Genomic DNA, 18199 nt, shown 5'->3' on the forward strand with positions numbered 1-18199 from the left:
CCATGATGACTCGCCGTTTTCTCTCAGGATGACGCGAGTTTTTTATAGCCTTCAAGTCTTTCGCGTGCATCGTCTTCGGTCTTTTTAAACAGAGCCCCGGCAAATTCCGGATACAGTTTTTCCAATGACGAGTAGCGCACTTCACCGGCCAGAAACTCCTGGAAATCCTCTTCAGGTTCATCTGAATCGAGAATGAACGGATTTTTACCGGCCTCTTTCAGTTGCGGGTGATAACGGTAATTAGCCCAATATCCTGCCTCGACAGCGCGCCTGGCTTCACGCTGACTGCATCCCATACCGATACGCAAGCCGTGGTTGATGCAGGCCGCGTAAGCGATAATGAGAGAAGGTCCCGGATACGCCTCGGCTTCGGCAATCGCCCGTAATGTCTGATTTTTGTCGGCCCCCATCGCGATTTGTGCGACATACACGTAGCCGTAACTCATTGCCATCATGCCCAGATCTTTCTTTCGGGTTTTCTTGCCGTTCGCAGCAAATTGCGCAACGGCTGCCGCTGGCGTCGATTTAGACGACTGACCGCCCGTGTTGGAATATACCTCGGTATCAAACACCAGAACGTTGACGTCCTTACCCGAGGCCAGCACGTGATCCAGCCCTCCGAAGCCGATATCGTAGGCCCAGCCGTCACCGCCAAATATCCAGTGAGAACGCTTCGCCAGATAATCGCGGTGGGCATAGATACTGTCTGTGTGCGGATTTTTCCCTGGCGTCTGTGAAGCCAGAAGTGCCAGCACTTTTTCAGCCCGCTCACGGGTGCCTTCGCCCTGATCTTTATGTGCCAGCCAGTCACTCAGACAGGCTGACAGTTCTGCATCCAGTGGCGCATCCGGCGCGTTGTCGATCGCCGCTTTGACCTGTGTGGCGAGGGTATCGCGAATCGCATCCACACCCAGCAGCATGCCAAGCCCAAACTCGGCGTTATCTTCAAAAAGTGAGTTGGCCCAGGTCGGCCCTTGCCCTTTGTGGTTAGTGGTATAAGGAATAGAAGGTGCGCTCGCGCCCCAGATCGATGAACATCCGGTCGCATTGGCAATCATCATTCGGTCGCCAAATAACTGAGTCACCAGTTTGGCGTAAGGCGTTTCACCGCAACCCCCGCAGGCGCCGGAGAACTCGAGCAGTGGCTGTTCAAACTGGCTGCCTTTCACGGTGAATTTATTTTGCGGATTGGCTTTGGGTGTCAGGCTGAGCGCATGTTCCCACAGTTCAATTTCATGTTCCTGCGATTCCAGCGGTTGCATCGACAGCGCCTTGCCTTTGACCGGGCAGACATCTGCACAGTTACCGCAACCGGAGCAGTCGAGCGGAGAAACGGCGAGGCGATACCAGGCATCTTCTGTTCCGCTGGCCAGTCTGGCGCTGAACCCTGCCGGTGCATTTTGCATCTCGTCTTCAGAAATCAAGACAGGGCGGATAGCCGCGTGCGGGCAGATAAACGCACATTGGTTACATTGGGTACATTTGTCCGTCTGCCACACAGGCACGTTAATCGCCACACCGCGTTTTTCATATGCCGCCGTGCCGGACGGGAAGGTGCCGTCCTCAATGCCGTTAAAAATGCTGACCGGCAACGAATCCCCTTCCTGGCGGTTCATCGGGATCAGAATATCTTTAATAAATGCTGGCAGCATTTTGGGTGACACGACACGGTCCTCAAGATGCTTCCACGCCTGCGGTACGCTGATTTGCACCACCGACTCAATGCCGCTGTCCACCGCAAGATTGTTCATATCAACAACTTTCTGGCCTTTATTGCCGTAGGCATGCTCAATGCTCTGTTTCAGGTATTCCACTGCGCGGGCCGGGGGAATAATGTCTGCCAGTTTGAAGAAAGCCGATTGCATGATCATGTTAAAGCGCCCGCCCAGCCCCAGCTTTTGTGCTATTCCGACGGCATTGACGATATAAAACTGAATATCGTATGTCGCGACATAGCGCTTCATGGCGACGGGCAGTTTTTCGTCCAGTTCATCGACATCCCAGCTACAGTTAAGCAGGAAGGTTCCACCTGGTTTCAGCCCCGCCAGCAGGTGATATTTGTTCACATAGGATTGTTGTGAGCAGGAAATGAAATCGGCTTTATCGATTAAATACGGGGATTTGATCGGGCTGTGACCAAAGCGCAGATGCGACATCGTGACGCCGCCGGACTTTTTAGAGTCATAAGCAAAATAGGCCTGCGCATACATATCGGTTTTGTCGCCGATAATTTTGATGGCACTTTTATTGGCCCCGACGGTACCGTCTGAACCCAGTCCCCAGAATTTACAGGCGGTTGTTCCGCCGGATGATGTATCAAGATCACGGCCTGAGAGTGGCAATGAGGTAAAGGTGACATCGTCGTTTATCCCCACCGTAAAGCCATCGCGCGGACGTTCAGAAAGCAGGTTGTCGAAGATAGAAATTATATGGGAAGGCAGAATATCTTTACCGCCCAGCGCGTAGCGGCCGCCGACAATCACCGGGCGCCAGTCGCTGTTATAAAACGCGCTTTTCACGTCGAGATACAGCGGTTCCGCCAGTGAACCCGGCTCTTTAGTCCGGTCGAGAACGGCAATATTACTGACACTTTTCGGAATGTATTTGAAGAAATGCTTTAGGGAAAAAGGCCGGTAAAGATGCACTGTCAGTACGCCGACTTTCTCACCGTTGGCATTGAGATAATCCACCGTTTCCTGAATGGTTTCGCACACCGATCCCATTGCAATAATCATCCGGCTGGCATCCGGCGCGCCGTAATAGTTGAACAGGTGGTACTCGCGACCGGTGAGTTCGCTGATTTTGGCCATGTAGGACTCCACCATTTCCGGCAGAGCCATATAGAATTTATTCGACGCTTCACGCTCCTGGAAATAAATATCCGGGTTTTGCGCCGTACCGCGTACGACAGGATGATCCGGATGTAACGCGTTCTGGCGAAACCGCGTAACGGCATCCCAGTCCAGCAACGCGGCCAGTTCTTCATAATCGAGCACTTCGATTTTCTGAATTTCGTGAGAGGTACGGAATCCATCAAAGAAGTTGATAAACGGGATACGTCCTTTAATGGCGGTCAGATGTGCCACCGCCGCCAGGTCCATCACCTGCTGGACGCTGCTTTCCGCCAGCATGGCGCAACCGGTCTGGCGAACAGCCATGACATCCTGATGATCCCCAAAGATATTTAACGAGTTGGTTGCCAGGGCACGCGCACTGACATGAAAAACCGCCGGCAGCAGTTCACCGGCAATTTTGTACATGTTTGGCGTCATCAACAACAACCCCTGCGAAGCAGTATAAGTGGTCGCCAGTGCGCCGGCCTGCAAGGCACCGTGAATGGCCCCCGCCGCGCCAGATTCGGACTGCATCTCCATGATTTTTACCGTCTGACCAAACAGGTTTTTTTTACCCTGTGCGGCCCATTCATCAACACTTTCTGCCATCGGAGTCGAAGGTGTAATCGGATAAATCGCGGTAACATCCGTGAAGGCATAAGATATATAGGCTGCCGCCGTATTCCCGTCCATGGTTTTCATTTGTCTCGGCATGACTCACTCTCCAGCTTGATGTTGCTCAATTCAAGGTTTGGAAAGGAACAAGCATGGGACATGCCAGACGGGATGTTTACATTAATGCATTGAATTAAATGAAGTAATTTTGGAAATCTGTCGGGAGCGTTTGTCGGCATTGAATGTTTCGGCACACATTTGTTAGCAACTTGTCGCTACACTGACATTACCCGCACCGGTTTCGGCACTTATCCACCCCGGTTTTCAGCCGGCAGTAAAGCCGATGTCTTTTTTATGCCTGAAATTCAGCCCCGCAAAATATGGCCGGTACGGTTTTCCTCAACGGGGTTTAGAAATCCAGCTCAAGTGCAAAACACAGGTAGGACATCAGCGGCGCGCAATGCCTGAACTGCTGTGCGCAAAAATCGATAACATCCGGCTTGCACAGATCCTCAAAGGCAATGTTTTTAACCGCGATAAAATCTTTGCGTTTTAATTCCGCTAACAACGGGTGGTTTTTGTCGTAACCTCTTGGCGGACGACTCAGGCTGTCGCCATCCATCACAAACCCGTTATCGTGCAATATTTTAAGGGCTTTCTGGTAAGCATTGGGGTTCTCATCAATGCACGCGCGAATCACATTTAACGCTTTCGATTCCGGATGCCAGATCCCTGCCGCAATAAAACAACCATCTTCGGCGATATGCAGATAGAGCCCCGGAGTGTGGACATCTTTGCCCTGAAAGTGACGAAACTGAATGCCGACATTGGTTTTGTAAGGCGTTTTATCTTTGCTGAACCGGCTGTCGCGTTGCGGGCGCATCAGGCTGCCACCGACTTTCTTAGAGACGGCAGTCAGCCTGGGAGAAATGGCAACAATCTCTGGCTGCATTTGCTCGATAAAGCGCAGTGCAGGCGTTCTCAACGTATTTTCGTATTCATCCTGATTAGCCTTAAACCAGTCGCGGGAGTTGTTTTGTGCGAGTTTATTCAGAAATTGCAGACCGGCCGGACTAAAAATTGTTCCTGCCGCAACCGTCTTTCCAAGTGTCTGAGTCGTCATTATCAATGAACCTTTCTTACTGCGAATGGAGAAATCAGGATAGATCCTGACGCCTGAAACCATTCAGTGCAAACCGAAAAGTAAAAATTTCTTGCTGAACAACCGGTAAGTAAAATTATTACGTTCACCTAAGACGCTAAACTCAGATGGCAGCTCAGGCAGGGTTAGCGTACCTGAACCACCCTGCGCAACAGAGTATCAGCGCTGGTTTGGATACCGGTGGCTATTGCGGCTCGCTTCCCGTCCTCGCCACAAGCGTTTAGCCCCAGTTGATGCTGTAAATTCTTTAGAGTCTCTGAGGATTGCTGCCTCGAACCAGCTAAGGGGACCAGAGATTCAGCGAAGATTTTACGCGAACACATCGGGTTACGGCAGTACCAGTGACGTCGGTGAAGGTAGTCATATTCAGTCGTATACGTTCATATGCGAGAACGTAACGATGGGTAAAGCCTGTTTTATCGGTTAGAACGTCACGTTTGCTAACGATCTTTTCAAAAGCGGAGCGGTTATTGGAGCAGGAAGCGTGGTCGTAAAACCCGTCACCGTAAAAGGCGTTTACGCCGGGGGTCTGTACCAGATTTTGTGTAAACGCCCGTTTGTCAGTACCCGGCCATTCGCTCCGGGTACTCAATCATAAAATGGTTTAAAGCCTGTCGCCAGTTGGCTAACGGCATGGTCCATTTCTGGGACGCCGCCTGGATCGCCAGCCACACCACTTTTTTCACGGCATCGTCTGTTGGGAACACTTTGCGTTTTTTGGTCGCATGCCGGATCACGTTGTTCAGCGACTCGATGGCATTAGTCGTGTAGATCACCTTGCGGATGTCCGCTGGCCACGCGAAGAATGTTACCAGATTTGACCAGTTGGATTGCCAACTGCGGCTTATCTGCGGATAACGACTATCCCAGGCACTGGCAAAGGCTTCCAGCGCCTGCAAGCCCGCCTCTTCCGTCGGCGCCTGATGGAACGCCTTCAGGTCACGGGTGACAGCCTTGTAGTCCTTCCAGGAGACGAACCGCAGACTGTTGCGCACCATATGCACAATACACAGCTGAATACGCGTCTCCGGGTAGACCGCATTTATCGCGTCAGGGAAGCCTTTCAGACCATCAACGCAGGCGATAAGAATGTCGTTCAGACCACGGTTTTTCAGCTCCGTGAGAACATTCAGCCAGAACTTTGCCCCTTCATTTTCTGCCAGCCACATACCCAGCAGTTCTTTCTGGCCTTCGATATTAATCCCCAAAGCCAGGAACACGGCTTTGTTGATAACGCGGCTGTCATGCCGTACTTTCAGGACGATACAGTCAAGATAAACAATAGGATAGATGGCATCTAGGGGGCGATTTTGCCATTCGACTACCTGCTCCATCACGGCATCGGTGACCTTTGAGACCAGTGCGGGTGAGACATCGGCATCATACAGTTCTTTAAATGCGGCAGCGATTTCGCGGGTAGTCATGCCTTTTGCATACAACGACAGGATCTGGTTACCGCAGCCAGTGGCTGAGCCAACTGCCGTAAAAAGTCCGTCAATCCTGACCAACGCGGCTCAACCGGGGGTGATTTTTGTTGCCAGAAAAACCTGGGGTTCCGGCGTGGAACCCCAGATCTGCAGAAAGCGTTCCGTTATATGGAGAACATTTAACTGAGATTGCAATGAGCGAAAAGCGGGGGGTTACATACAATTAAAGTTCTGGCCTTTCGACCAGGACTTTTTATTTTGCTGATCGCTGCCACAGGCAGCCATTCACCTTATTTATCTACGTTTTCTACGTAACCTGAATACTAACAAACCGATGATAAGCACTATCAAGGCCACAACAATCATGCCGCCTTTGGCTATAGCAAGCAGGGGAGAGGGGGCGCCTCCCTGACGTAGCGACTTCACACGCTCCGGCGTCGTTTGGACTTTAGGATCGCCGTAGGTGTTGAACAAATAGTTAACCAATGTCGCTACCTGCTGGTCATCCATCTTGTCATTGAAAGCGGGCATAGCCTGTCCTTTCGAGGGAATAAGCCCCTCCAGAACGGCCATCACCGCGTTGTCTGCAACCGGACGCCTTAACGCAGCGTTATTATAAAGTGCCGGCAGGCCATTGCTGCCCTGACCTGAGGCCTGATGGCACGTGGAGCAATGTGAGGCATAAAGCCTGGAGCCTTCTGACGCTGTACCATTCATAATGGAAATGTCAGAAATTTCCGGCGCCGCACCCTTCAGTTTTTCCGACGTCGCATTACTGCTTTGAGCCGGGACGCTTTGAATGTAAGTCGCAATAGCTTTCAGATCTTCAGGAGACAGTTTGCTAAAGCTTTTATCAATGGCTTCAAGCATTGGCCCTCCTGCCTGAGAGCCATTTTCAGCACGACCCGTTGCCAAATAGGTCATCAAATCCTGTTGTGTCCAGTTGCCTATACCCGCATGCGGGTCGGACGTGATGTTCGGCGCAAACCATGTCCCTAATGATGCACCTGCCAGTGACTTGTCTGACTCTTCAGCCATCAGCGGATTTCTAGGTGTATGGCAGGTTGAACAGTGTGCCAGTCCCTCTGCCAGATACGCTCCCCGGTTCCATTCAGGCGATTGGGTGTTGTCTTCGACAAAAGGTTTTCCTCCGGCAAAGATCAGGTTCCAGCCAGCCATAGATAAGCGAATATTAAATGGGAAAGGAAGCGCAGTTTCTGGTCCCTTAGCGTCAACAGCCGGTACGGCAGACATGAAATAGGCATAAAGCGCCTTCATGTCATCATCGCTTATCTTGGAATAGGAGGTGTAAGGCATGGCAGGATAGAGATTTCCCCCATCCTTGCGCACGCCTTTACGCACGGCGTTATCAAATTCCTCGAGGGTGTAATTGCCAATGCCAGCCGTTTTAGAAGGGGTAATATTGGTTGAGAATATTTCACCAATCGGCGTTTTAATGGCCAGGCCGCCTGCGAACGCCTTGCCGCCGGAATCGGTATGACACGCACCACAGTCCCCGGCAACCGCCAGATACTGACCTTTTTCAATCAGCGACTGACTGTCACTTTGGTCCGCCAGCACGGGAAGGCTCAATAACAATCCCGTCATAACCCCTGCAATCTTTAATGAAAGCAACGTTTTCATAGTAACTCTCCTTAAATTTTGCCCAGAATGGCATCGGCAGTGCGCAGACCTAATGCACAGGCGGTGAGTGTTGAGTTTGCTGTTGCAACCGTTGGCATAACCCCTGTTGACACCATATAAAGGTTGTCATATTCCCAGGCCTTGCCCACGTGGTCAGTCACCGAGGTTTTCTCATCAAAACCCATCGCCAGCGTGCCGGTAATGTGTTGATTGTTGCTGTAAACGCCGGGAGCTGAATAACGAACGTCCGTGGCACCCAACATTTTTGCAATGTCGGCATAGATACTTAATGAATGTTGCATTCCTTTTTCCACATACTCATCGTAAGAGTAAGAAAATGATGGCGTTGGCAGTCCCAGCGCATCTTTCTTATGTGAGCTCAGCATGGTTCTGTTGTTTGGGTCCGGCAGTTGCTCCAGCACATTTTTGATGCTGAGTTCATGGGATGAGCGAAAGCGAATCGCCTGCTCCAGAGCCTGTCCCGTCAGCCCTTCTTTAATGGCATTGGCGGTAACCCCGGCAACACGTGATGAATTGGAAAAATCTATGCGGAAGGCCGCAGATTCTGAACGGAAATCACCATCACGCATCTGCTGGATGGATGAAGGGCTCATCGGGCCACGGCCTGGCCAAAGGGGTTCATCGACATAAAAAGTGGCTGAGTTTGACGGGTGATCCATCAGATTCCGTCCGAGCTGATCGTAGTTATTGCAGAGCCCGTGCGGGTTTTTTGCATCAGCGGACAAGAACAGAATTTTTGGTGTTTCGATAGCATTGGCGGCCATCACGTAGACTTCGGCCACAACGCGACGCGAGACCTTATTCCAGTCATAGTAGTATGCGGCGGTGATTTTACCGTGACCATCTTGTTCCAGCTTATAAACAACAGCCTGCGGGATTAATTTAACGCCTGCTTTTTCCGCCGCATCCGCTGCAATACCACCGTGGTATTGAGCATCAATCGGGCAAATAGGCATGCAGTTGTTGTTTCCACAGCACTGAGGACGGCCATCATACGGCAGTGAATTACGGCCAGTGGTGTTGGTCAGTAACTCATATTTCGGCGCGAGTCGTTCAGTAACCCGCTGTTCGAGATAGGATTTTGTTACAGGGGGAAGAGGAAATGGTTCGTTTCGCGGAGAATACTTCGCCATTTCGGCAGGACCTGAAACGCCCCAGAGCAACTCAGCTTCATAATAGTAAGGTTCGAGATCGGCATAGCTGATAGGCCAGTCACGTCCGACGCCATACTGAGATTTGAGTCGAAAATCGTTGGGAACTAAACGCCATGCCTGCGCGGCCCAGTGCCAGCTGGTTCCCCCTACTACACGGATATATTCGGGTTTATAAGGGTTCGGCCCTGCCTGATCCAGGTATCCATTGTCTTCGGGTTTATAATCCGGGAAAGGCGCTATTTTGGAATTGGGATAAGGCGCAATAAAATCGTCTTTACGCGGTGAATGCCTAAAATTGGTCACAATATCATCGCGTTGTATTCTTGGACCTGCTTCTAGCATCAGCACCTGCCGCCCTGCCAAAGCCAGTTTGCGTGCCGTTAGCGCGCCCACGACGCCAGAACCAATGACGAGGACATCGGTAGTTATAGTGTCAGACATTTTTGTCACTTCTGTTAAATAAGTCGAATTGAAAATGAAATATGTACCGTGGCAATCAAACCGGTTTTGCAGCCCAGCTGCCGTAGGCGCCGTAGGCATAACTTGGTGGTCTAAGGACGTCGGCAACCTCTTTATTGGCCAATGCATCAACGTAGGTTACGCAGATGGCGTTGTCTCCCGATCCCACAATGCCGAGATACCATCCGGTAAGAAGCAGTCCTGGCAGTCCCACTAAATCAGCAACCGCAGGGTCGGTGCTCAGCCTGTTTTTTAAATCAGCCGCTTTGATTGAGTTTGCGTCGATGTAAGCGCGCAGATGAGAAAGCTTGCTGGCAATAGTGGTGTCAAATTTGGTTAATGCGGAATAAAGTGCGGTGCTGTAGTCAGCTGACAGCTTGTCACGGCCAGTCAGAAAAATTGAGATTGTTATGAAATCGTTACTTATAGCCGAAGAGGCATACGCGGGCAAAACGCCTGTTGGGATCAAGGTTGTCGCTGCAAGCACCCCCATCCCTTGCAGTAAGCGTCTGCGAGTAAGACGGCCAAGTATATCAGTCATTTAGCGTTCCTGAATGTGTTGTTTTACTGAAAATAACGTGATCATAGGTTGAATTTTACGTCCTGCGTGAGCATCAGAATCGCCATCTAATAACCTTAGTCATTATATTGGGTTTGCAAATGATCGCCAATGACGTAAGAGGAATGATCTAAGTTGTGGTGAGTTGTTTTATTTCTGTTAAGTTGAACGTTGCGGTATTTTTTGAAAATAGGGTCTTAATGTTAATTAAAAAATCAATTAAATTACATAGAGTTATGACGTTATAAGTTTTTAAAATGGGGGGTAATCAGAAATGTTGTAGTTGTTCGGCTTGTATAACATCTATGAATAAGTTGTGTAACAACTAATTTCTTCTGCTGTGAATTGCTTATTTTCTGTTCCAAGCCCTCAAGAATGCGTGGTCAGTCGTTTGTAAGATTTTAGTAATCTGATAGGCAGTGGAACGAAAACCCTGGTTACGCGACAAATGATTCATGCACTGTTTTGAAATTCTGAGGGGGTCACGCTGATGATGAAAACAAAAAAACATAGCGCCAAAAGGACGCCCGGCCATGAAGGCTGAGCGTCCGGGATTATGGCTTTTTTTTGTTTTCGATTGAGTCACAAGCTAACATTAAGCATTGAATTATTCTGGCAGAGACCCCGCCAGATTTTTCGCTGAAATGCTGTCGGATGCTTGCCTGGTTACCGCTTGTGGTGGCCCTGCGGAATGCACTATTGCCGGTATGTTTTCTGTTGACTGAATGTTTAGAAACGATGTCAGCATTGTGCGCAGGGTGACCGGGGTTGTGTTGTCAACCAGCAGTGCTGCCAGTACCGACGGTATACGGCTGTCTATCTCACCCAGCGCAATGCCTGCCAGTAATGCTGTTCGTGTCAGCTCACCGCGCTCGCCACGTGGTGACGATTCTATTCGGGCGTCCGCAAAGCGTTCACTGGCATGTGTTGCCGGGCGCAGGTAAATGAGTACCTTTCTGCGAGTCATTGCCACCTCCGTTAACCAATGGCTTTCAGACCATGAACCAGTGCAAACTGCGGGTCTTGTGCCACAAAGAAACGATCTTCGCGCAGATTAACGTGAGTACGAATGGCATCAGCCAGCAGACAGGCTCCACCGCCCACGACAGCCACATGGGTGTACCCCTTAAAGCGATCAATCGCTTCCAGCACCCGAGCACGGTAACGCGCGATACCACTGTGGATAGCCTGTTTGGTACAATCAACAGCACGCGGATCGTTGATATTGTTCGCCAGGTACGTATCGTCGAAACGTTTGATGATTAACCGATCCACGTTGTAGCGAGACAGGGAGATGTTAGCCTTACGCAGCGCTTGCTGAACCTCATCAGTCACCAGTGACACCCCGAGTGCCGGATCGCCGTAGATACGCGTTACAGAAGACATCTGGCCTGCGACCTGCGAAATATCAAGCGTGGTTCCCCCCAAATCAATGATGAGCACTGAGTGGGAGGACGAGAGCTGATCACACAGCCTAATACCGGCAGGAATGGACTCCGGGCGTACAGTGACGCGGGTGAGGGTAAATACCTGGCCGTTATTCAGCACCACTTGCTGTAACAGGTTCTGCTTCTTACGCTCGATGTTATCAAGTCGGTACTGAGCGTCTTCGTCGTAGAATTCCGCCAGCGGCAGCGTGACCACGATATCCACGCACTGTGGCGCCAGTCCGCTGGTCAGCAGCGCGTGATGCACGGCGACGGCGTTGAGCGGGCTGTACTGCCATTCGATATTGGTGGTAGTGAGTGCGTCAGGGGATATAAGGTCGAACGAATACTTCTCGTGGCCTGTGGTGTAATTAAATGGCTTACCGGTACCAAATGTAGCCGACCATCCGCGTTTGAAGCTGTTCGGGCTGAGGTGTGTGAAGGTCTTGCCGTGCTGCTCCCACAGCATTTTGATATGGGTTGAGCCGTCATCAATAAAAATGCGCATAAATGCACCTCTTGTTGAGTCAAATGTGAGTTGAAATTGAGATTTTCAGCGTGGTCACGCGCATGAATGGCGCTGAATGAACGTTCCCAGAGACTAGATTGAGAAAAGCAGGGACTTATTGGCGCAGTTGCAGTTAATGCAACGGCTGATGGATGAGCTTACGAACGAGAAATTGAGGGGTATGAATCGCTTGCAAGTGACACCCCGCCATCGTGGCCGGGTGTCTTGGGTTATGCCATTTTCTTTACTGTACCTGCGGCCAGGCTGTCGATGTGATCCGCGTACCACTGCATCATCTCACGACGCCCATCCAGATACTGGGCGTGGTTATACGTCCCGCGAATACTGTTTTTGTCCAGATGGGCCAGCTGCATTTCTATCCAGGCAGAATTAAAACCCTGCTCATGCAAAATGGTACTCATGGTGTGCCGAAAACCGTGACCCGTTGCTTTACCCTGGTAACCCAGGATTTTGAGGACTTTATTTATAGTGGCTTCACTGATGGATTTGTTAACATCATTTCGGCCAGGGAACAGCAAGCGAAATTGACCTGTGAGGGACTGAAGGTCGCGTAATATAGCGATCGCTTGCTGTGATAATGGGACCAGATGCATACGCCGTTTCTTCATACGGAATTTTGGTATGGTCCAGAGCGCATTATCAAAATCGAACTCGCACCATTCAGCAGCCCGTAATTCAATCGTCCGAAGCCCCGTCAGAAGCATCAGCTGTGTTGCGGCACCGGTGACCGGTCCCTGATAACTGCGTAGTTTATGAATAAACGCCGGGAGTTCGTCATGACTAAGATGGGGGAAATGCGATGTTTCGGGGGTGGCCAGAGTACAGGCCAGATCCGCAATAGGGTTTAATGTGGCACGTCCGGTTGCGATGGCGTATCGGAAAATTTGGCTGCAGTAGCGTCGTATCTTTCCCAATTTGACCAGCGCGCCGCGCTTTTCGATGCAACGAAATACGGTCAACATTTCGAGGGGGACAATGTCGGTGACAGGACGGTTACCTACGGCAGGGAAGATGTCTTTCTCAAGCGCATCTAAAGCCCAGTCGGCGGTATTTTTGGCCCAGGTGGTGGATTTGTGCTGATACCATTCGAGCGCCAGGGCTTTAAACGTGTTCTCAACGGAAATTTTGCGTGTAAGTTTCTCACGCTTTTTTTTCTCGCCCGGGTCTTGTCCATCGGTTAATAACTTCCTGGCATCGTCACGACGACTACGCGCTTCAGCAAGAGAAATGTCAGGGTATACGCCAATGGATAATTTTTTCTCTTTACCGCCGAAATAGTACTTCATTCTCCAGTAGCGTGAGCCATTGGGTTTGACGAGCAGGTAAAGGCCGCGTTCGTCGGAGAGCTTATATTCTTTCTCTTTGGGTTTGCAGGTCTCTACCTGCCTGGCGTTCAGTGGCATATGGGGGCCCCGAGAAATCGTTGAACTGGAAGAGCCCCAAAAATGGCCCCCATCTTGAAGTTGATTTAGGTGGAAGTATAGAGAATTGGGTGGAGCTCAGCTAGGAGTAAAATCAATGATATCAGGGTTTCTAGCGAGGGAGGGTGGAGTTTGGTGGAACTCCATCGACTTGAGTTTGGCTCCTCTGACTGGACTCGAACCAGTGACATACGGATTAACAGTCCGCCGTTCTACCGACTGAACTACAGAGGAATCGTGTGAACGGGGCGCATGTTATCCAGAGGGGCGCGGAGTGTCAACGCTAAATTCACGAAAACCCGCCGACTGCTCAGCAACTAATCAATGCGGCGATAAAAGAGAACTTTTCTGCTGAATATCGCCATGGATCACGCCGGTTAACAATTGCAGCGCTGGCCGCGGAGTTGCCTTGCCAGCGGGTCCTGCTGGTAAAAACGAGTGAAATGACCGTATACCAGCGGAAAACGTTCGGAAAGCAGTTCAGGCGCACTAAAAAAGTATTCCGACAAGACCGCAAAGCATTCTGCCGGATCGGTTGCAGCGTAGGCATCCATGCTGGCGGCTTCTTCGCCAACGGTGTCGATTTCATCTTGCAGATTCTGCATGGCGGCCTGTAAATCATGTTCCCATGCCACTACTTCACGCAGCGGGATTGGTGGGATGCCGCTGACTTCTCCGCCATTGCGCATATCGAGTTTATGCGCCGCTTCGTGGATCACCAGATTGAAACCGGAGTTGTCGAAGGAATCTTCGATGTCCTGCCAGTTGAGCACAATCGGGCCCTGATCCCAGCTTTGCCCGGCATGGATTTGCGAACCGGCGTGAACCAGCCCGTTTTCATCCTGCCACGGTGAATCGACGACGAAAGGCGAAGGGTAGAGCAGAATCTCATGAAAACCATCGAGCCAGGATGCGCCCAGTTCCATCACCGGCAGGGCAAACAGTAAGGCGATGCGCGCCTGCATCTGTTCTGTCAGTTCGATGCCCTGCAACGGAACCAGCCGCTTTTGGTTCAACAACTGGCTGGCGACCTGAACCAGACGCTGCTTCTCCTCCTGGTTTAGGGAAGATAAAAGCGGGATATTCAGAGCGTCATTCCACGCGTCCGATTTCTCAATTTTCAGCGCATTCGCTTTCCACGGCCACTTAATCATCATCTTGCTCGCAAAGTGATCATTCGAATTTTCAGCAGGGTTCAGTGGCAGACTACGTCAATGCATGTAACTTCAATAAGTTAGCGTCACTGCCGTGCTGAGTCTGTGTGGATGTTACACATCAGTTGATTTTTAGCAAAAAGCGCGCGCATCTTATAAGACGTAGCTCACGTAATTATTCTAGTCGCAGAATATGAGGCTGTTATCGTTTCAGCCATTTTTCGATAAATTCGGTTGTTGGCACCGGTTTTCCGAAAAAATATCCCTGAAAATATTCCAGATGATAGGGCGTCAGGTAATCCACCTGCGTCTGCGTTTCAATCCCTTCCGCCACGATGACCATCTGCAAACGCTTCGCGAGATCAATGACGTTATCCACGATATGCCCGGCCAGCGCGTCTGTTCCTATACGGCCAATAAAGCTCTGGTCGATTTTCAGGATATCGATATGGAATTTTTGCAGATACGTCAGGCTGGAATGGCCGGTGCCAAAATCGTCCATCGCGATCAGCACGCCCAGTCTGCGCAGCGCGCTGAACAGGCTGTGGGTGATTTCACTCGATTCAATCAGCTCGCGTTCGGTCAGCTCAAGCACAAGTTTGACCGGCTTATCTTTAAAGGCGTGCAGAAAGGCTTTGCAGTCTTCCACCAGTGTCAGGTCTTTGAAATGTCCGGCACAGATGTTGAAACCGAAATGGAAATCATCCGACAGTTGCGTAGCCAGCGGGCCGAACTGATCGCGAACCTGCGCCATCATCAGGCGGGTCATCGGTACGATTAGCCCACTTTCTTCGGCCAGCGGAATAAACTGATACGGCGGGATCAGGCCCGATTGCGGATGCTGCCAGCGCATCAGCACTTCGCAACCGGTCAGCCGGTGATGAGTGCCGTCCACCACCGGTTGCAGAAAGGGAATAAATTGCTTTTTCGCCAGCGCGTCTTTAAGCGCTGAAACAGGGCCTCCGAAGCGGCCAAGCAACAGGTAGGTCATAAAGGCAACGAATACGCCGAGCAGCGGGAAAAGCACCAGGCTGGCGGTGGCGTAATCAAAGATATAACGCCAGTGATCGCCGTTACGGATGACGAGTTTCATCTGGTAGGGATATTGGGTGGAATGCTGGATTATCCGTTCACCGTTCGGCCAGTTTTCGCCCAGATGAATTTTGCCCTTGCTGTCCATCCACTGGTCACCGACTTGTAACGCCAGATAACTGTGGGTGCTAAGCAAATCCAGAATGTTATGCAGAAAATAGCCATCCACGCCAATCAGCACACCGTTGCCATTGATATCACGCCGGTAAGCAATCAGCGGATGGCCAGGCGTGACGGGGTTGCCACTCATCAGGAGCAACTCCCCGCCGTTGTATTTTTCTGTGGAAACGTAATCGATTTTTTTACCAAACAGCGAGGTGCAATAAATTCTATCGCCACGATATAGGTTCACGGTACGCACGTTGGGAACCCGCGCGACTTCCCAGCGTAATGCCTGAATGACGTTTTGATCGCATTCCTTACCGACCAGATTTTGCACTGAATCGGCGGCGGTCGAGGCGTTATTGAGCGTCAGGTCGACGAGGCGGACTGATTGCGCCAGGCTGGCGGTGGTATCCCGGCGCAACCCCTGCGAGGTTTGCCATGAAATGGCCAGCGTTCCCAGTGCAGCTACAATGAAAAATGCCAGTACCGACAGGCAAATCCGGATATGCGGTCGGTTTAACCAATTTAAGGCCAAAGGGATATCCACCAGTGAAAGCGACAGAAAGAAGTATCGTACAGTTAATATAACCCAAAAAAGCTCAATCCACTGTTACCGCTCACTTTTAAGATATTCACTCCTCTGATGATTAACAAAAATTTGATGTGAGTCATCAATACTTCGCGGTTCAACGATCTTTTGCATGACTCAAATTTACTGCGCACAGGGTTACGATTTATTCTGAGATCTCAAGACTAAAATCCGTTCGTGCTGTTTCAGTTTTATCGGGTATTCCTGGCAGCATAAAGTTTGTAGCATAAGACTTTAAGCCGCCTGTCCGGTAAACGACAATAGGACTGAACAATGTTGCCCCGTGTTAAAATGCTCTTTTGCGCTGCTGCTTTATCCCTTGCCGTTACCGCGCCCGTTTTTGCGGCCGATGCGCCTTCCTACGGTCCGCAATTACAAGGCTTTGATTACCCTTATCCGCTCAAACAATATTCCTTCACCTCGCAGGGTGCGCCGCTGCAAATGGGGTATCTCGACGTCGCACCGACCGGGCATAAAAACGGCCAGACGGTGGTGCTGATGCACGGCAAGAATTTCTGTGCCGCGACCTGGGGCGATACTATCCGGGCGCTGGCGTTGAACGGTTATCGCGTGATTGCGCCCGATCAGATTGGATTTTGTTCTTCCACCAAGCCGGGGCATTATCAGTACAGCTTTCAGCAACTCGCGAACAACACGCATGACCTTCTGAAAAGCCTCAACATCAAGAAAGCGGTGATTGTCGGGCATTCCACCGGCGGGATGCTGGCGACCCGATACAGCCTGATGTTTGCCCCGGAAGTGTCGAAGCTGGTGCTGGTCAATCCGATCGGGCTGGAAGACTGGAAAGCCAAGGGCGTACCTTACCGCACGGTCGATCAGTGGTATGACCGCGAGCTGAAAACGTCGGCGGACAGCATTAAACAGTACGAGCTGAAAACCTATTACGTGAATAAGTGGAAGCCGGAATATGACCGCTGGGTCGATATGCTGGCTGGGCTGAACAACGGGCCGGGACATAAACTGGTGGCGTGGAACTCGGCGCTGATTTACGACATGATTTTCACGCAGCCGGTGTTTTACGAATTTAAAAACCTCCGCGTTCCGACGACCTTAATGATCGGGACGTCCGATACCACGGCGATTGGCAGTGATATCGCGCCGCCTGCGGTGAAAGCGAAAATCGGCAATTACAAAGTGCTGGGTAAGCAGGCCGCGAAGCTGATCCCCCACGCGAAGCTGATTGCCTTTGCCGGATTAGGGCACGCGCCGCAGATGGAAGAACCGGAGAAATTTAACGCTGCACTGCTCAAAACATTGGCGCGCTGATTTAACCGAAAGTAAACAGACAGAAAAGCCGCAGTGCATTACGCGCTGCGGCTTTTTTATTGTGTTAAATAAATGAATTAACGCAGGTTGTCCGGGAAGTTGGCCGGTAATTCACTGGCGGCGCAGTCGATCACGGTGTCGTTATCCGCGCCGCAGTCACGCACAAAGGTGATGGTGGCGAATTCGTCGATCACTTCGGTCGGATACGCCGGGCCTGCGTCGCGGTATGAATTCATCAGCGGAATATGGTCGTTCTGGAAGCAGACGGTTTTTTCCGGATTATTCATGATCCAGCGCGGGAAGAAGATGGTCCCGTGGAACACGTTGTCGGCCAGATTTACAATCAGGCTGACGTCAGTGCCGGTCGGCTCAGTCCATGAAATTTTGTAGACATCAGACGCGACGCGGACAATATATGCGCGCTGGTCTTTCACCCAACGATTCCCGACCAGGCCGCTGTGAATACGGTAATCCAGAGTTTCGGCGTTTTTCACATAAATTTCGTAGTTCCAGCCGTTGTCGTAAGTGTAAACAACGTGTTTGCCCACGAAACCGCTCAGGTCATGTTTGTCGAAGTTGCTCATCATAATTCTCCTTAACTCGGTGTTGGGATGAAACGTTTCGTTTCGTTGAGAAGAAGATTACACTTCACAAATCAGATATAAAAACGCTTATTTTCGATGTAAACCATCTGAAAATCAGATCGGTTTAATAGCGAGA

12 protein-coding genes, 1 tRNA gene and 3 pseudogenes are annotated in these 18199 nt (G+C 50.8%); 2 read left to right on the forward strand and 14 right to left on the reverse strand.

Annotated elements, in window-relative coordinates; genetic code table 11:
- Positions 1-23: 23 nt before the first annotated feature.
- From nifJ to ACM5QY_RS14400, 3 genes and pseudogenes are all read right to left on the reverse strand, one after another.
- Positions 24-3548: a pyruvate:ferredoxin (flavodoxin) oxidoreductase gene (nifJ, locus tag ACM5QY_RS14390; protein ID WP_416121443.1), complete on the reverse strand. Its 3525-nt coding sequence runs from the start codon at positions 3546-3548 to the stop codon at positions 24-26.
- Positions 3549-3858: 310 nt separating this feature from the next.
- Positions 3859-4572 (reverse strand): DUF2461 domain-containing protein, encoded by a 714-nt coding sequence (locus ACM5QY_RS14395; protein WP_416121444.1) that lies wholly within the window; start codon positions 4570-4572, stop codon positions 3859-3861.
- A gap of 176 nt (positions 4573-4748) precedes the next feature.
- Positions 4749-4958: pseudogene (locus ACM5QY_RS14400) on the reverse strand (ISL3 family transposase); the annotation flags it as partial.
- Between ACM5QY_RS14400 and ACM5QY_RS14405 the strand changes: the two are divergent.
- Positions 4958-5209, forward strand: a pseudogene (locus tag ACM5QY_RS14405) (LbetaH domain-containing protein); the annotation flags it as partial. The pseudogenes ACM5QY_RS14400 and ACM5QY_RS14405 overlap by 1 nt on opposite strands.
- Here ACM5QY_RS14405 and ACM5QY_RS14410 read toward each other — a convergent pair.
- From ACM5QY_RS14410 to ACM5QY_RS14455, 10 genes and pseudogenes are all read right to left on the reverse strand, one after another.
- A pseudogene (locus tag ACM5QY_RS14410) lies at positions 5172-6077 on the reverse strand (IS256 family transposase); the annotation flags it as partial. The pseudogenes ACM5QY_RS14405 and ACM5QY_RS14410 sit on opposite strands and share 38 nt — an antisense overlap.
- 255 nt (positions 6078-6332) lie before the next feature.
- Complete coding sequence (locus ACM5QY_RS14415) at positions 6333-7682, reverse strand: cytochrome c (protein ID WP_416121445.1); 1350 nt, start codon at positions 7680-7682, stop codon at positions 6333-6335.
- A gap of 11 nt (positions 7683-7693) precedes the next feature.
- Positions 7694-9298, reverse strand: a complete 1605-nt coding sequence (locus tag ACM5QY_RS14420) for a GMC family oxidoreductase (RefSeq protein WP_416121446.1) — start codon at positions 9296-9298, stop codon at positions 7694-7696.
- Positions 9299-9353: 55 nt separating this feature from the next.
- Complete coding sequence (locus ACM5QY_RS14425) at positions 9354-9857, reverse strand: sugar dehydrogenase complex small subunit (protein WP_416121447.1); 504 nt, start codon at positions 9855-9857, stop codon at positions 9354-9356.
- Between the two features lie 625 nt (positions 9858-10482).
- Positions 10483-10848 carry a plasmid partitioning/stability family protein gene (locus ACM5QY_RS14430; protein WP_416121448.1) on the reverse strand — a complete coding sequence of 122 codons (366 nt, stop codon included), beginning with the start codon at positions 10846-10848 and terminating at the stop codon, positions 10483-10485.
- A gap of 5 nt (positions 10849-10853) precedes the next feature.
- The gene (gene parM / locus ACM5QY_RS14435) at positions 10854-11810 is read right to left on the reverse strand and encodes a plasmid segregation protein ParM domain-containing protein (protein ID WP_416121449.1); all 957 of its coding nucleotides are present in this window, start codon (positions 11808-11810) and stop codon (positions 10854-10856) included.
- 230 nt (positions 11811-12040) lie between these two features.
- The gene (locus tag ACM5QY_RS14440; protein WP_416121450.1) at positions 12041-13234 is read right to left on the reverse strand and encodes a tyrosine-type recombinase/integrase; all 1194 of its coding nucleotides are present in this window, start codon (positions 13232-13234) and stop codon (positions 12041-12043) included.
- 176 nt (positions 13235-13410) lie between these two features.
- Positions 13411-13486: transfer RNA gene (locus ACM5QY_RS14445), tRNA-Asn, on the reverse strand.
- A 143-nt stretch (positions 13487-13629) separates the two neighbouring features.
- Positions 13630-14406, reverse strand: a complete 777-nt coding sequence (gene mtfA / locus ACM5QY_RS14450) for a DgsA anti-repressor MtfA (protein ID WP_416122891.1) — start codon at positions 14404-14406, stop codon at positions 13630-13632.
- A 202-nt stretch (positions 14407-14608) separates the two neighbouring features.
- On the reverse strand, positions 14609-16138 hold the full coding sequence (locus tag ACM5QY_RS14455; RefSeq protein ID WP_416121451.1) for an EAL domain-containing protein: 1530 nt from the start codon (positions 16136-16138) through the stop codon (positions 14609-14611).
- Positions 16139-16465: 327 nt separating this feature from the next.
- On the opposite strand from ACM5QY_RS14455, the gene ACM5QY_RS14460 reads away from it, so the two are divergent.
- A complete protein-coding gene (locus tag ACM5QY_RS14460; protein ID WP_416121452.1) occupies positions 16466-17479 on the forward strand; it encodes an alpha/beta fold hydrolase in 1014 nt (337 codons plus the stop codon).
- Between the two features lie 77 nt (positions 17480-17556).
- Here the strand turns inward: ACM5QY_RS14460 and ACM5QY_RS14465 are convergent, their stop codons facing one another.
- Positions 17557-18066 carry a phenolic acid decarboxylase gene (locus ACM5QY_RS14465; RefSeq protein ID WP_416121453.1) on the reverse strand — a complete coding sequence of 170 codons (510 nt, stop codon included), beginning with the start codon at positions 18064-18066 and terminating at the stop codon, positions 17557-17559.
- Positions 18067-18199: the final 133 nt, after the last annotated feature.

It is taken from the genome of Rahnella sp. PCH160 (assembly GCF_047784855.1).
GTDB lineage: Bacteria > Pseudomonadota > Gammaproteobacteria > Enterobacterales > Enterobacteriaceae > Rahnella.

Bases quoted from the DNA above. Each gene is read 5' to 3' on its own strand.
- ACM5QY_RS14420 (WP_416121446.1), bottom strand. From the start codon at position 9,298: ATGTCTGACACTATAACTACCGATGTCCTCGTCATTGGTTCTGGCGTC.
- ACM5QY_RS14460 (WP_416121452.1), top strand. From the start codon at position 16,466: ATGTTGCCCCGTGTTAAAATGCTCTTTTGCGCTGCTGCTTTATCCCTT.
- ACM5QY_RS14425 (WP_416121447.1), bottom strand. From the start codon at position 9,857: ATGACTGATATACTTGGCCGTCTTACTCGCAGACGCTTACTGCAAGGG.
- mtfA (WP_416122891.1), bottom strand. From the start codon at position 14,406: ATGATTAAGTGGCCGTGGAAAGCGAATGCGCTGAAAATTGAGAAATCG.
- ACM5QY_RS14465 (WP_416121453.1), bottom strand. From the start codon at position 18,066: ATGATGAGCAACTTCGACAAACATGACCTGAGCGGTTTCGTGGGCAAA.
- ACM5QY_RS14395 (WP_416121444.1), bottom strand. From the start codon at position 4,572: ATGACGACTCAGACACTTGGAAAGACGGTTGCGGCAGGAACAATTTTT.
- parM (WP_416121449.1), bottom strand. From the start codon at position 11,810: ATGCGCATTTTTATTGATGACGGCTCAACCCATATCAAAATGCTGTGG.
- nifJ (WP_416121443.1), bottom strand. From the start codon at position 3,548: ATGCCGAGACAAATGAAAACCATGGACGGGAATACGGCGGCAGCCTAT.
- ACM5QY_RS14440 (WP_416121450.1), bottom strand. From the start codon at position 13,234: ATGCCACTGAACGCCAGGCAGGTAGAGACCTGCAAACCCAAAGAGAAA.
- ACM5QY_RS14415 (WP_416121445.1), bottom strand. From the start codon at position 7,682: ATGAAAACGTTGCTTTCATTAAAGATTGCAGGGGTTATGACGGGATTG.